Genomic DNA, 12,766 nt, shown 5'->3' with positions numbered 1-12,766 from the left:
TAAAGAGAAAAGAATTGGCGCGCATGTTAACCGAGGGCAGCGACTTTTCCAGTCACGTTGCAGGCATTTTCCTAGGTTTTATTGGTCTTCTTCCTACAAGTGTCGGTAATTGTTGCTGGGGCTGGCCGCGACCGGGTCGCCCCGTATAATGCCGGCATCGCCACTGGTATGGATTAACGGATTGCATATGACTGAACAGCGCCCGATTGCGGTCCTGGGAGGCGGAAGTTTTGGTACCGCCGTGGCCAACCTTTTGGCCGAGAACGGCCATCAAGTCCTGCAGTGGATGCGTGACCCCGAACAGGCCGAGGCCATCCGGGTCAATCGCGAAAACCCGCGTTACCTCAAAGGCATCAAGATTCTGCCGGGCGTGACTGCGGTCACTGACCTGCAGGCCACCCTCGACGCCTGTGATTTGTGCTTTGTCGCGCTGCCGTCCAGCGCGCTGCGCACGGTGCTCGCTGCCCACGCCGAGCGCTTGAGCGGCAAGATGCTGGTCAGCCTGACCAAAGGCATCGAAGCGCACACCTTCAAGCTGATGAGCCAGATCCTCGAAGAGATCGCCCCGCGAGCGCGTATTGGCGTGTTGTCCGGGCCGAATCTGGCGCGTGAGATCGCCGAACATGCGCTGACCGCGACCGTGGTCGCCAGCGAAGACGAAGAACTGTGCAAGCAGGTGCAAGCCGCGCTGCACGGGCGCACCTTCCGCGTCTACGCCAGTGCCGACCGCTTCGGCGTCGAGCTGGGCGGGGCGTTGAAAAACGTCTACGCAATCATCGCCGGCATGGCCGTGGCGCTGGAGATGGGCGAGAACACCAAGAGCATGCTGATCACCCGCGCACTCGCGGAGATGACCCGGTTTGCGGTGAATCAGGGCGCCAACCCAATGACTTTCCTCGGTCTGGCCGGCGTCGGTGATTTGATCGTCACCTGCTCTTCGCCGAAGAGCCGCAACTATCAGGTCGGTTTTGCTCTTGGTCAGGGCTTGAGCCTCGACGAAGCGGTGTCGCGTCTTGGCGAAGTTGCCGAAGGGGTCAACACTCTGAAAGTGCTCAAGGCCAAATCCCAGGAAGTTGGCGTGTACATGCCACTGGTCGCCGGGCTGCACGCGATCCTGTTCGAAGGACGCACGCTGGAGCAGGTGATCGGTCTACTGATGCGTGCCGAGCCAAAAACCGACGTCGACTTTATTTCCACCAGTGGTTTCAACTGATTGAGCCGGGAGCAGCAAGCCATGAACGAACCGAAAACCGAAGCCAAGTACGAATCCATCCTCCTGCGGGTGCTGTGGATGATCGTCTACGTGCTGGTCTGGCAAGTGGCCCAGTTCATCCTCGGCGCGGTGGTGCTGGTGCAACTGATCTATCGTTTGATCTATGGCGCCCCGAGCGCCAGCCTGATGAATTTCGGCGACAGCCTGAGCCAGTTCCTGGCGCAGATCGGCCGTTTCGGCAGTTTTCACAGCGACCAGAAACCTTGGCCGTTCGCCGACTGGCCTGCGCCGCGTACCCCGGAAGGTGAAGCGCCACACGCTGTGCCGCCTGCACCGCATCCGGTTCGAGATGAGGAACCCAAGCTATGAAACTCTGGGTATTGCGTCACGGTGAGGCGGTGCCTTACGGCTCGTGCCCCGACTCCGAGCGGGAGCTGACCGATCACGGTCGCAAAGAAGCCCTGAGCAGCGCCGCCCACTTGATCGGCCAGCCGCTCACCGCGATCTACGCCAGCCCTTATCTGCGGGCGCAGCAGACCGCGCAGATTGTGCGCGAAGCGTTGGGCTTCGAACCGGAGATTCGCACGGTCGAATGGCTGACACCGGAGGTCGACCCGGACAAGGTCACCGATCAACTGGTGTCGGTGAGCAACGTGCTGCTGGTCAGCCACAACCCGTTGGTGGGCAATCTGCTGAGCTATCTGCAGCACGGTGCCGGGCATCAGCCGGAGCGGGTCAGCACCGCCGGCCTGGCTGAACTGGAAAGCCCTGAGTTGCTGATTGGCTCGATGACGCTTAACAGCCTCAAGCACCCCTGATACCGAGGCGCCTTCATCGCTGGCAAGCCAGCTCCCACAGGTTACTTTGTGAACTCGAATTGCAAAATGGCTCTGAAACTGTGGGAGCTGGCTTGCCAGCGATGAGGCCCTCAAGGCTCATGAAATTATTTGTGTGAATTTTCCAACCAAGCACTTGCTTGGTTGACTACGCTTGCTCCAGACCAAAAAAACAGGAGCGAGTCGCATGTCTGCCGCATTCCGATTGCCGCTGGACGTGTTTTACGAACGTGAAGCCCGGCATCCGCGCCAGCGCTTTCTGGTGCAGCCCACTGGCGGCGGGCAGGTCGAAACGCTGACCTGGGCCGACGTCGGCCATCAGGCCCGCTGCGCCGCGCACTGGCTGCGCGCCCGCGAATTGCCGCAAGGCAGCCACATCGCCCTGATCTCGAAAAACTGCGCGCACTGGATCATCGCCGACTTGGCCATCTGGATGGCCGGGCACGTTTCGGTGCCGCTCTATCCGAACCTCACCGCTGACTCCGTTGCACAGGTGCTGACACACTCGGAAAGCGTTCTGGCGTTTATCGGCAAGCTCGATGACTGGCCAGGCATGTCCAGCGGTGTGCCAGCGAATCTGCCGACCATCAGCCTGCCGCTGCATTCGCCCGGCGAATTCGATTTCACCTGGGCAGACCTGCAACGCAGTTCGCCCATCCAGGACGATCCGCGTCCTGCCGCTGAGCAACTGGCAACAATCATCTACACCTCCGGCACCACCGGGCTGCCAAAAGGCGTGATGCACAGTTTTGCCAACCTCGGTTTCGCCACGACGCGCGGCACGCAGCTGTTCGGCCTCAATGAGAATGATCGGTTGCTGTCGTACCTGCCGCTGTGTCATGTCGCCGAGCGCATGTTCGTGGAACTGGCGTCGATCTATACCGGGCAGACGGTTTTCTTCGCCGAGAGCCTCGAGACCTTCATCACCGATTTGCAGCGCGCACGGCCGACCGCGATGTTCGGCGTGCCGCGGATCTGGACCAAATTCCAGATGGGCGTATACAGCAAGATCCCGGCGAAACGCCTGGATTTCCTGCTCGGCCTGCCGTTCATTGGCAAGCGGGTAGGGCACAAAGTCCTCGCCGGGCTGGGGCTGGACGCCTTGCGCGTGGCGTTGTCCGGCGCCGCGCCGGTGCCACAGACCCTGCTGACCTGGTATCAGAAACTCGGCCTCGATGTGCTCGAGGTCTACGGCATGACCGAGAGCTGCGGCTACTCGCACATTTGCCTGCCGGGCCAATACAAACAAGGCTGGATTGGCAAACCGTGCCCGGATGTCGAGGTGCGCATCGATGAGTTGGGTGAAGTGCAGGTGCGCAGTCAGGCGAACATGCTCGGCTATTTCAAGGAACCACAGAAAACCGCCGAAACCATCACCGAGGACGGTTTTCTGCGCACCGGGGACAAGGGCGAGCAGGACGCCGACGGACGTCTGCGGCTGACCGGCCGACTCAAGGAAATCTTCAAGACCAGCAAGGGCAAATACGTCGCCCCGGCGCCGATCGAAAACCGCTTGGCCGTGCATTCACGGATCGAGCAGGTCTGTGTGGTCGGCGACGGCTTGAGTGCACCGCTGGGCTTGTGTGTGCTGTCGACGGTCAATCAGGAGGAGGGCCGGGCGAGTCTGCATTCGAGCCTGGAAAAACTCCTCGAAGACGTCAACGCCGTGCTCGACAAGCACGAACGCCTGCGCCGACTGGTGGTGGTCAAAGACAGCTGGGCCGTGGAGAACGGCTTCCTCACGCCGACCCTGAAGATCAAGCGCAACGTCATCGAAGACACTTACGGGGCGCGCTTCGAAGAATGGAGCGAGCGCAGCGAGGCGGTGCTGTGGCAGGATTGAGCGACCACTACAACAACAAAGGAAGTCTGCGATGAGCTTGTGGCGTACCACTCCCGACATCGAGCAGTTGAACGCGATCCAGAAAAACACCATCGGCGAAGTGCTCGACATCCGCTTCGAATCCTTCGACGAAGAATCGCTGACCGCGAGCATGGTCATCGACCATCGCACCCACCAGCCTTATGGTTTGCTGCATGGCGGTGCGTCGGTGGTGCTGGCGGAGTCCGTCGGCTCGATGGCCAGCTACCTGTGCATCGACGCCAGCAAGTTTTATTGCGTGGGGCTGGAGATCAACGCCAACCATTTGCGTGGCTTGCGCAGTGGGCGGGTGACGGCGGTGGCCAGACCGATCCATATCGGCCGCACGACTCACGTATGGGATATCCGCTTGACCAGTGACGAAGGCAAGGCCAGTTGCGTGTCGCGATTGACCATGGCCGTGGTGCCGTTGGGTGAGCAACCGCCGGCGCGTTGATCGCCGATCTGCCCATAGCTTTGACCTGACTGTCATCATTCCTGGCAGTTACGGTCATTGCTGTAGGACGCGGTCTTACGGACAATCAACGCCACGTTTCCCGCTCATGGATTTACCGGTATGTCGCAACCGATCTTTTTCGCCCACGCCAACGGGTTTCCCTCGGGCACCTATGGCAAGTTGTTCGCGGCGCTGGCGCCGGAATACCGGGTCGCGCATCTGGAGCAGCATGCCCACGACCCGCGTTTCCCGGCGGATGACAACTGGTACAACCTGGTTGATGAGCTGATCCACCATTTGCAGCAGCAGGATCAACCGGTGTGGGGTGTCGGCCATTCCTTCGGTGGCGTGCTGCATCTGCACGCGGCGCTGCGTTGCCCTGAGCTGTATCGCGGCGTGGTGATGCTCGATTCGCCGGTGCTGACCCGCACCGATCAATGGGTGATTCGCGCCGCCAAGCGTTTTGGCTTCATCGACAAACTCACCCCGGCCGGGCGCACATTGGGTCGCCGCGAAGAGTTCGCCGATCTCGCCAGTGCGCGCAGCTATTTCGCCGGTAAAACCCTGTTTCGCGGTTTCGATCCGGAATGTTTCGACGCCTATCTGCAACACGGTCTGCACCAGGTCGGCGACAAGCTGCGGCTGCGCTTCGATCCGGCGACTGAAATCAGCATTTATCGCGGCGTGCCCCACACCAGCCCCGGGCGCACCGGACAATTGCAAGTGCCACTGGCCGTGGTACGCGGGCACAAGAGCCGCGTGGTCATGCGCCATCACACTCGTTTCGTTTCGCGTCTGGCCCAAGGCGAGGCGCTGAGCATGCCTGGTGGACACATGTTCCCGCTTGAGCGTCCGCAAGACACCGCACGCCTGCTGAAGACGCTGTTTACTCGTTGGGAAAACCGCCAGGACAAGGATTGCGCATGAGCCCGACCTTCGAAGAAGTGCGCCTGAGCCTGCCGCATATCGAGTTGGCCGCGCATTTGTTCGGTCCCGAGGACGGCGTGCCGGTGATTGCCTTGCATGGCTGGCTCGACAACGCCAACAGCTTTGCCCGGCTGGCGCCCAAGCTCAAAGGCCTGCGCATCATTGCCCTGGACATGGCCGGGCACGGGCATTCCGGGCATCGACCGAATGGCGCCGGTTATGCGCTGTGGGACTACGCCCATGATGTATTGCAAGTTGCCGAACAACTGGGCTGGAAACGTTTCGGCCTGCTCGGGCATTCGATGGGCGCGATTGTTTCCATGGTGTTGGCCGGCTCGATGCCGGAGCGCATCAGCCATTTGGCGCTGATCGACGGCGTGATTCCTCCTACAGACAAAGGCGAAAACGCAGCCGAGCGCATGGGCATGGCCCTGCAAGCGCAACTGGATCTGCGCGAGAAGCGCAAACCGGTCTACAACACCCTCGACCGCGCCATCGAAGCGCGGATGAAAGGTCTGGTGGCGGTCAGTCGCGAAGCCGCCGAATTGCTCGCGCAACGCGGTTTGATGCCAGTGCCGGGCGGCTACACCTGGCGCACGGATAATCGCCTGACTTTGCCGTCGCCGCTGCGCCTGACCCAGGAGCAGGCAATGGCTTTTGCCCTCCGCATGAGTTGCCCGGCGCATCTGGTGGTTGCGGCAGATGGCATGCTGGCCAAGCACCCGGAGCTGCTGGAGCGTCTACCCTTTAGCCGGGAACAGCTGCCGGGCGGGCACCATCTGCACCTGAACGATGAGTCGGGCGCGGGTCTTGTCGCAGACTGTTTCAATCGGTTCTTCGCCATTCCTTGACTTGCCGTGGGCAACTGTCGAGGCTGGGCGGGTTGAAATGGGAGACAACCACGATGGATCTTTATACCGCTGCGACCCCGAATCACACAGTCATGCCGATCCGATGAGCCTGACTATGCGGTCACTCAGTCTGTTGGCACTGTGCTGTTTCAGTTCCGTTTCTTTCGCCGCCGATGTGCCGGGCAGTCACGATCTGCAGATCGTGCCACGGCTGGCCGATGCGCAAATCGTCGACTATCGCCCGCCGGCCGAGCTGGAGCGGATCTATCCGCTGGGCTCGATCCGCAAGATCAGCGGCCAGTTGCGTTTCGACGGTCAGGTGACCGCGCGGGGTGAAACCACCTCGGTGACCTACGAGTTACCCCCGGAACACTCCGCCACCGAAGCGTTCACCGCCGCCCGCGAGGCCTTGCAGAAGCAGGACGCCGAGTTGCTGTTCTGGTGCCAGGCCCGTGATTGTGGTGAAAGCAGCTTGTGGGCCAACGAGGTATTCGGCAACTCCAAGCTGTACGGTGCTGACGAGCAACAGGCCTATCTGCTGTTGAGGCTGGCAGCGCCGCGAGACAACACGCTGGTGGCGCTGTACAGCATCACTCGCGGCAATCGCAAAGCCTATCTGCATGTTGAACAATTCGAAGCAATTGCGCCGCTGGGTGAGTTGCTGCCGACCTCGGCGACCCTGTTGCGTCAGCTCAAAAGCACCGGCGAGCTGGATTTCCCCGATCGAGTCGATGAGCCGGATGACACCTGGCTGCGTCTGATTTCCCGTGGCCTCAACCTCGACACGACATTGCGCGTCACGGTGTCCGGGCCCAAGGCCGAGGCCTGGCGTCAGGCCTTGATCAATCAGGGCGTGCGCGCTGCGCGGATGGAAACCGGCACTGTCGAGGGTAAAGGCCTGCGTATCGACCTGTTGCGATAAGCTGTGGCGAGCGAGCACGCACGGCGTGTTCGCCTACTCTTGGCCTGACTGACTTTTTCGAGACCCTCCATGCTCAATAACGATCGCCTGCTGGTGCAGATCCTCTTGCTGGTGCTGTTCGGTGCCAGTCTTTGGGTGATGGCGCCGTTCTGGTCGGCGCTGTTCTGGGGCGCGGTGCTGGCGTTCGCCAGTTGGCCGCTGATGCGTCTGTTGACCCGCTGGCTCAATGGCCGCGAATCGCTGGCGGCGGCCATTCTGACCTTGGGCTGGATGTTGCTGGTGGCGGCGCCACTGGTCTGGCTGGGGTTCAACCTGGCGGATCATGTGCGTGATGCCACGGCGTTCATCAAGGACGTGCAGGTCGACGGTTTACCGGAGGCGCCGGTCTGGCTGGGCGGTGTGCCGTTGGTGGGCGACCGGCTGGTGGGGATCTGGAACAGTATCGATCAGCAGGGCGCGGCGCTGATGGTCTCGGTCAAACCTTATCTGGGGCAGGTCGGCAACTGGTTGCTGGCGCGCAGTGCGCAGATTGGCGGCGGGATTCTCGAGCTGACGCTGAGCATTGTCTTTGTGTTCTTTTTCTACCGCGACGGGCCCCGGCTGGCGGCGTTTGTGCACAGTCTATTGGAGCGCCTGATCGGTGATCGCGCCGGCTATTACATCGAACTGGTCGCCGGTACGGTGCAGCGGGTGGTCAACGGCGTGATCGGGACGGCGGCGGCGCAGGCGATTCTGGCGTTGATCGGGTTTTTGATTGCCGGGGTTCCGGGGGCTCTGGTGCTCGGGATTGTGACGTTTTTGCTCAGCCTGATTCCGATGGGGCCGCCGTTGGTGTGGGTGCCTGCGACGGCTTGGCTAGCGTGGAAGGGTGAGTACGGGATGGCGGTGTTTCTCGGGATCTGGGGGACGTTCATCATCAGTGGCGTGGACAACGTGCTCAAACCGTATCTGATCAGTCGTGGCGGCAATTTGCCGTTGGTGATCGTGTTGCTCGGGGTGTTTGGCGGGTTGATTGCGTTTGGGTTTATCGGGTTGTTTATCGGGCCTACGCTGTTGGCGGTGGCTTATAGTTTGTTGACGGATTGGAGTAAGAGTCAGGCCCGGGTTTAGGACATGGCGGCCTTTGGGCCGACCATGCGCAGGTTGTTTGGGGTGAATATCCGTTTCCGTGGGTGGTGCTGATTAGGGTTCCGCCCTTACGGCGGGTCACTTTTGCAAACGCCCAAAAGTAACCAAAACGCTTTGCCCTGACGTTCGGCCCACTCGCTAATGCTCGGGGTTCCTTCGCTCCGGGATCGATCCGGGCGCAGCGCCTACGGTTTGCTTCGCTGCACCTCCTCTCGCTGTGTTTGGCTGCGCCAAACGGTCGCTGCGCTCCCACCCCCGGATCAATCCCGGAACGAAGCCTGCCGACGGGCTCTAAGATCAAAAGCGGTACTCGAGCTTGCGTTCATTGTGTTGAGTGGGGCGGCTGCGCCGCATGGGGTGTTCACAGGTCGAAATTGCAAGCCGACCAATCTCTCGCTGACTGCATGCAATCGCCCTGTGGGAGCCAGCCCTGCTGGCGATGGCGCCCTGCCAGTCGACCAATCTCTGCCGGGTGGATGCAGTTCAAACTGTGGGAGCGAGCTTGCTCGCGAAGAGGTCGTTCCGGCCAGCCAGTTTTTCTCGGATGTACTCAAGTGACCGTCTCCAAGGCCAACACTTGGAAACGATCACTCCTCACCCGATCAATTCACGTTGCCACATTCAAATACTTGCCCACCGACGCAGTGTTTTCCAGCGAGTACTGTTTGCTCAAGTTGGCAATCATGCGGTTCAGCGCTTCAGTCGTGCTCTGGGTCGAGGCGGTTTGCTCGTCATCCGGTTGTTCACGCCCCGCCTGCAAAGCCGCTTTCAGTTCATCGCTGCTGACGCCGCCGCTGCTGTCGCTGTCCAGAACCTTGAGCAGTGCTGCGCTGGTGTCAGTGCTGGTGGTTGAGGTTGAGGTTGTGCTGGCACTGGCTTGCAATGCGCTGCTGAGCTCGGTCGCGGTCACGCTGCCGTCGCCGTCTGCATCGAGTTGGCTGAACAGTTCGTCGCTGTTCACCGGCGGCGGAGGCGGTGGCGGTGGGGTCAGGCTGGCAGTGAGTTCGTCCTGGCTGACGGTGCCGTCCTTGTTCTTGTCGAGGGCGGAGAAGATTTCAGTGCTGTCGGCGGTGCTGCCGGCGCTGGTCAAGCCGCTGCTCAGTTCGTCGCTGCTGATGGCGCCGTCGCCGTCGGTGTCGAGGGCGCTGATCAGGGCGTCGGCGAGTTCGGTGTTCGGCGCTTGATCTTGTGGGGGTGGCGGAGGGGGCGCCATGGCGGTCATTTCGTCGGCGCTGAGGCTGCCGCTGGCGTCGCTGTCGAGATCACCGAACTGCTTGCTCAGACTGACCAGCAAGCCATCGTCGGATTTCTGCGACAGGGCGCTTTGCAGTTCGTCCTGATCCACCGCGCCGTCGGCATTGCTGTCGAGTTTGGCGAACAGTTCCTTTTGCAGTTGCGTGCTGCGTGCGTTCTGGGTGGCGGTGGTGCTGGTGCTGGTATAGCTCGTGTAGTTGCTGACGCTACCGATCATCGGGCTCACTCCTTGGACTGGAAAACCGGTGGGTGTACCGGCTTATGCAGCGTCAGGGCGCAAGGTGTCGGGGGTATGTGAGGTTTGTACCGGGTGGTACACAGATTGAAAACACACCGCAACCCCCTGTAGGAGTGAGCCTGCTCGCGATAGCGGTGTGTCAGTCACAGCAAATGTCATGGATAGACCGCTATCGCGAGCAAGCTCGCTCCCACAGTCGATTGTGTGTTTCTCAGGTGCGCGGCAGGCGAATGACGGCAGTGAGACCGCCGCCCGGGGTTTCTTCCAGATTCAATTGTCCGCCCAGACGCTGCGCTGCCTCGCGGGCAATGGTCATGCCCAGGCCGACGCCGCCGGAATTGCGATTGCGCGAACCTTCCAGGCGATAGAACGGTTCAAACACCGCTTCGCGTTTGTCGGCGGCGATCCCCGGTCCGTGGTCGATCACACGAATCAGCAATTGCTCGCGCTGATCCTGCAATTCGATCTGCGCCTGCCCGGCATAGCGCAAGGCGTTATCCATCAGATTGTTGATGCACGAACGCAGCGCCATTGGCTGCACCGGCAATGGCGTGCAATGGCCGCTGACCTGCACGTCGGCGCCCTGATCCTGAGCATTCTCAGCCAGCGATTCGACCAGCGCCTGCACGTCCATCATTTGCACGGCTTCGCTGGTGCGCTGTTCGTGCAGGTAGGTCAGCGTGGCGTCGAGCATGCCGATCATGTCGTCGAGGTCCTGACGCATCTGCCCCTGCAGCCTTTCATCGCTGATGTTTTCCAGGCGCAGTTTCAGGCGTGACAGCGGTGTGCGCAGGTCGTGGGAAACCGCGCCGAGCATGCGCGCGCGTTGCTGTACCTGCTCGCGAATGCGTTGCTGCATCAGGTTGAAGGTGTGCGCCGCTTGCCGTGCTTCGCGCGGGCCGGACTCGTCCAGAGGCGGGCTGTCGAGGTCTTCGCTGAGACGTTCGGCGGCGTCGCTCAGACGCTGGATCGGGCGACTGAGCAGCTTGGCGCCGTACCACGCAGCGATCATCAACGTGATGAATTGAAAGGTCAGCGGCACCACCGGACCACCGAACCACGGACGCGGGGGCCGTGGCGGGTAGCGCGGATCTTGCGCCATCGGTTGGCCGTCCGCGCCCTGGGTGAACTCCGGTGGCGGTGGAGGTGGCGGAGGGCCGTAAAGATGAAACCAGGTGAACGCCAGCAAGTGCGCCAGGACAATCGCCACGAACAGCACGCCAAACAGGCGACCGAACAGCGTGTCGAAGCGCGCTCGCATCAGCCGATGTCCCGCGCGTCGAACAGGTAACCCTCACCGCGTACGGTTTTGATCAACTGCGGGGCTTTCGGATCGTCGCCGAGTTTCTGTCGCAGGCGCGACACCAGCAAATCGATGCTGCGGTCGAACGCTTCGATCGAACGACCACGGGCGGCGTCGAGCAGTTGTTCGCGGCTGAGCACCCGGCGCGGTCGCTCGATGAACACCCAGAGCAAACGGAATTCGGCGTTGGACAGCGGCACCACCAGGCCATCGTCGGCAATCAATTGGCGCAGGACGCTGTTCAGTCGCCAGTTGTCGAAACGAATGTTGGCACGTTGCTCGGTCCGATCATCGCGCACGCGGCGCAGGATGGTCTGGATGCGCGCGACCAGTTCACGCGGCTCGAACGGCTTGGCCATGTAGTCATCGGCACCCAGTTCGAGGCCGATGATGCGGTCGGTGGGCTCGCAGCGCGCGGTGAGCATCAGGATCGGGATGTCCGATTCGGCGCGCAGCCAGCGGCACAGCGACAGGCCGTCTTCGCCGGGCAGCATCAGATCGAGTACCACCACATCGAAGTGTTCGGCCTGCATCGCCACGCGCATGGCCGCGCCGTCGGTAACGCCGCTGGCGTGGATATTGAAGCGGGCGAGGTAATCGATCATCAGCTCGCGGATCGGCACGTCATCGTCGACGATCAGCGCGCGAATGCTCCAGCGCTTGTCGTCTTTTGGCTCATCCGTCGCGGTCGTTTGGTTGTTGTGCATGAGGCTGTTCGTCTGCCAGTAGGCCGCCAACCACAAAGATGGGCTGCGAGGTTGTGGTTTCAGCATAGGCGTCCTGCCGTGAGGCGGGAAGTGCTGATGTAAGGGCGTGTTGCGGCTGGCGAGGCTAGCGCGGGCGCGTGTTGGCGGCATGTCGGTTGTGTATCGGAGTCGACACAATAGCAGCGGACGCTATGCTGATCACGGTCAGCGCGACGATTTACCGATCATCGGGTGCCGCGCTGCCGCCGGTTCCGCTACAATGCGCGCCGATTTCGACCTGCCTGAGAGCCCATTCATGTCCGCCTGCCAGACTCCTATCATCGTCGCCCTGGATTTCCCCACCCGTGACGCCGCACTGAAGCTGGCCGACCAGTTGGACCCGAAGCTGTGCCGGGTCAAAGTGGGCAAGGAACTGTTCACCAGTTGCGCCGCGGAAATCGTCGGCACCCTGCGTGACAAGGGTTTCGAAGTATTCCTCGACCTGAAATTTCACGACATTCCCAACACCACCGCGATGGCCGTGAAAGCCGCTGCCGAGATGGGCGTGTGGATGGTCAACGTGCACTGCTCCGGCGGCCTGCGCATGATGGCCGCTTGCCGTGAAGAACTGGACAAGCGCAGCGGCCCGCAGCCATTGCTGATCGGCGTGACGGTGCTGACCTCGATGGAACGCGAAGATCTGGCGGGCATCGGTCTGGACATCGAGCCACAAGAGCAAGTGCTGCGTCTGGCCGCACTGGCCGAGAAGGCTGGCATGGACGGTCTGGTGTGTTCGGCGCTGGAAGCCACTGCGCTGAAAACCGCACACCCGTCGCTGCAATTGGTGACACCGGGGATTCGTCCGGCGGGCAGCGCGCAAGACGACCAGCGCCGCATCCTGACCCCGCGTCAGGCGCTGGATGCCGGTTCCGATTATCTGGTGATTGGCCGTCCGATCAGCCAGGCGGCTGATCCGGCCAAGGCGCTGGCTTCGGTTGTAGCCGAAATCGCCTAAAGATCGCAGCCTTCGGCAGCTCTTACAGGGTTATGTGAACACCTGTAGGAGCTGCGTCACGCTGCGATCTTTTGA

At 61.6% G+C, this 12,766-nt stretch carries 13 protein-coding genes; 10 read left to right on the top strand and 3 right to left on the bottom strand.

Going from position 1 to position 12,766, the window contains the following annotated elements:
- Positions 1–187 precede the first annotated feature (187 nt).
- The 9 genes from AC3Y64_RS20805 to AC3Y64_RS20765 all read left to right on the top strand — a co-directional run bounded on the left by AC3Y64_RS20805 (position 188) and on the right by AC3Y64_RS20765 (position 8,177).
- The gene (locus tag AC3Y64_RS20805) at positions 188–1,213 is read left to right on the top strand and encodes an NAD(P)H-dependent glycerol-3-phosphate dehydrogenase (protein WP_489985102.1); all 1,026 of its coding nucleotides are present in this window, start codon (positions 188–190) and stop codon (positions 1,211–1,213) included.
- Between the two features lie 21 nt (positions 1,214–1,234).
- Entirely contained in the window at positions 1,235–1,582 is a 348-nt protein-coding gene (locus AC3Y64_RS20800; RefSeq protein WP_158954405.1) for a DUF4389 domain-containing protein, read from the top strand.
- Entirely contained in the window at positions 1,579–2,031 is a 453-nt protein-coding gene (gene sixA, locus AC3Y64_RS20795; protein ID WP_489985101.1) for a phosphohistidine phosphatase SixA, read from the top strand. The genes AC3Y64_RS20800 and sixA overlap by 4 nt, the downstream gene beginning before the upstream one ends.
- A gap of 205 nt (positions 2,032–2,236) precedes the next feature.
- Entirely contained in the window at positions 2,237–3,892 is a 1,656-nt protein-coding gene (locus AC3Y64_RS20790) for an AMP-binding protein (protein WP_489985100.1), read from the top strand.
- A 31-nt stretch (positions 3,893–3,923) separates the two neighbouring features.
- Positions 3,924–4,367: a hotdog fold thioesterase gene (locus AC3Y64_RS20785; RefSeq protein ID WP_158956378.1), complete on the top strand. Its 444-nt coding sequence runs from the start codon at positions 3,924–3,926 to the stop codon at positions 4,365–4,367.
- A 120-nt stretch (positions 4,368–4,487) separates the two neighbouring features.
- Positions 4,488–5,294, top strand: a complete 807-nt coding sequence (locus AC3Y64_RS20780) for an alpha/beta fold hydrolase (RefSeq protein WP_489985099.1) — start codon at positions 4,488–4,490, stop codon at positions 5,292–5,294.
- Entirely contained in the window at positions 5,291–6,145 is an 855-nt protein-coding gene (locus AC3Y64_RS20775) for an alpha/beta hydrolase (protein WP_489985098.1), read from the top strand. The genes AC3Y64_RS20780 and AC3Y64_RS20775 overlap by 4 nt, the downstream gene beginning before the upstream one ends.
- Positions 6,146–6,260: 115 nt before the next feature.
- Positions 6,261–7,067, top strand: coding sequence for a DUF4892 domain-containing protein (locus AC3Y64_RS20770; protein ID WP_489985097.1), 807 nt, complete (start codon positions 6,261–6,263; stop codon positions 7,065–7,067).
- Positions 7,068–7,136: 69 nt separating this feature from the next.
- Positions 7,137–8,177 (top strand): AI-2E family transporter, encoded by a 1,041-nt coding sequence (locus tag AC3Y64_RS20765; protein ID WP_489985096.1) that lies wholly within the window; start codon positions 7,137–7,139, stop codon positions 8,175–8,177.
- A gap of 625 nt (positions 8,178–8,802) precedes the next feature.
- Here AC3Y64_RS20765 and xopAW read toward each other — a convergent pair.
- The 3 genes from xopAW to AC3Y64_RS20750 all read right to left on the bottom strand — a co-directional run bounded on the left by xopAW (position 8,803) and on the right by AC3Y64_RS20750 (position 11,697).
- Positions 8,803–9,666 (bottom strand): XopAW family type III secretion system calcium-binding effector, encoded by an 864-nt coding sequence (gene xopAW, locus AC3Y64_RS20760; protein ID WP_489985095.1) that lies wholly within the window; start codon positions 9,664–9,666, stop codon positions 8,803–8,805.
- Positions 9,667–9,898: 232 nt separating this feature from the next.
- Positions 9,899–10,948: a sensor histidine kinase gene (locus AC3Y64_RS20755; RefSeq protein ID WP_489985094.1), complete on the bottom strand. Its 1,050-nt coding sequence runs from the start codon at positions 10,946–10,948 to the stop codon at positions 9,899–9,901.
- Positions 10,948–11,697 carry a response regulator gene (locus AC3Y64_RS20750; protein ID WP_158956364.1) on the bottom strand — a complete coding sequence of 250 codons (750 nt, stop codon included), beginning with the start codon at positions 11,695–11,697 and terminating at the stop codon, positions 10,948–10,950. Before AC3Y64_RS20750 ends, AC3Y64_RS20755 begins: the two co-directional genes overlap by 1 nt.
- A 295-nt stretch (positions 11,698–11,992) precedes the next feature.
- Between AC3Y64_RS20750 and pyrF the strand changes: the two genes are divergently transcribed.
- Positions 11,993–12,691, top strand: a complete 699-nt coding sequence (pyrF, locus tag AC3Y64_RS20745) for an orotidine-5'-phosphate decarboxylase (RefSeq protein ID WP_185036818.1) — start codon at positions 11,993–11,995, stop codon at positions 12,689–12,691.
- Positions 12,692–12,766: the final 75 nt, after the last annotated feature.

The sequence above is a fragment of the Pseudomonas sp. 4CAES_32.4 genome, assembly GCF_058136335.1.
The sequence above is the reverse complement of the archived record's forward strand: the minus strand, read 5'-3'. Positions and strand labels throughout refer to the sequence as shown.

Coding starts and splice junctions, on each gene's coding strand:
- AC3Y64_RS20805 (WP_489985102.1), top strand. CDS start 188: ATGACTGAACAGCGCCCGATTGCGGTCCTGGGAGGCGGAAGTTTTGGT.
- AC3Y64_RS20800 (WP_158954405.1), top strand. CDS start 1,235: ATGAACGAACCGAAAACCGAAGCCAAGTACGAATCCATCCTCCTGCGG.
- sixA (WP_489985101.1), top strand. CDS start 1,579: ATGAAACTCTGGGTATTGCGTCACGGTGAGGCGGTGCCTTACGGCTCG.
- AC3Y64_RS20790 (WP_489985100.1), top strand. CDS start 2,237: ATGTCTGCCGCATTCCGATTGCCGCTGGACGTGTTTTACGAACGTGAA.
- AC3Y64_RS20785 (WP_158956378.1), top strand. CDS start 3,924: ATGAGCTTGTGGCGTACCACTCCCGACATCGAGCAGTTGAACGCGATC.
- AC3Y64_RS20780 (WP_489985099.1), top strand. CDS start 4,488: ATGTCGCAACCGATCTTTTTCGCCCACGCCAACGGGTTTCCCTCGGGC.
- AC3Y64_RS20775 (WP_489985098.1), top strand. CDS start 5,291: ATGAGCCCGACCTTCGAAGAAGTGCGCCTGAGCCTGCCGCATATCGAG.
- AC3Y64_RS20770 (WP_489985097.1), top strand. CDS start 6,261: ATGCGGTCACTCAGTCTGTTGGCACTGTGCTGTTTCAGTTCCGTTTCT.
- AC3Y64_RS20765 (WP_489985096.1), top strand. CDS start 7,137: ATGCTCAATAACGATCGCCTGCTGGTGCAGATCCTCTTGCTGGTGCTG.
- xopAW (WP_489985095.1), bottom strand. CDS start 9,666: ATGATCGGTAGCGTCAGCAACTACACGAGCTATACCAGCACCAGCACC.
- AC3Y64_RS20755 (WP_489985094.1), bottom strand. CDS start 10,948: ATGCGAGCGCGCTTCGACACGCTGTTCGGTCGCCTGTTTGGCGTGCTG.
- AC3Y64_RS20750 (WP_158956364.1), bottom strand. CDS start 11,697: ATGCACAACAACCAAACGACCGCGACGGATGAGCCAAAAGACGACAAG.
- pyrF (WP_185036818.1), top strand. CDS start 11,993: ATGTCCGCCTGCCAGACTCCTATCATCGTCGCCCTGGATTTCCCCACC.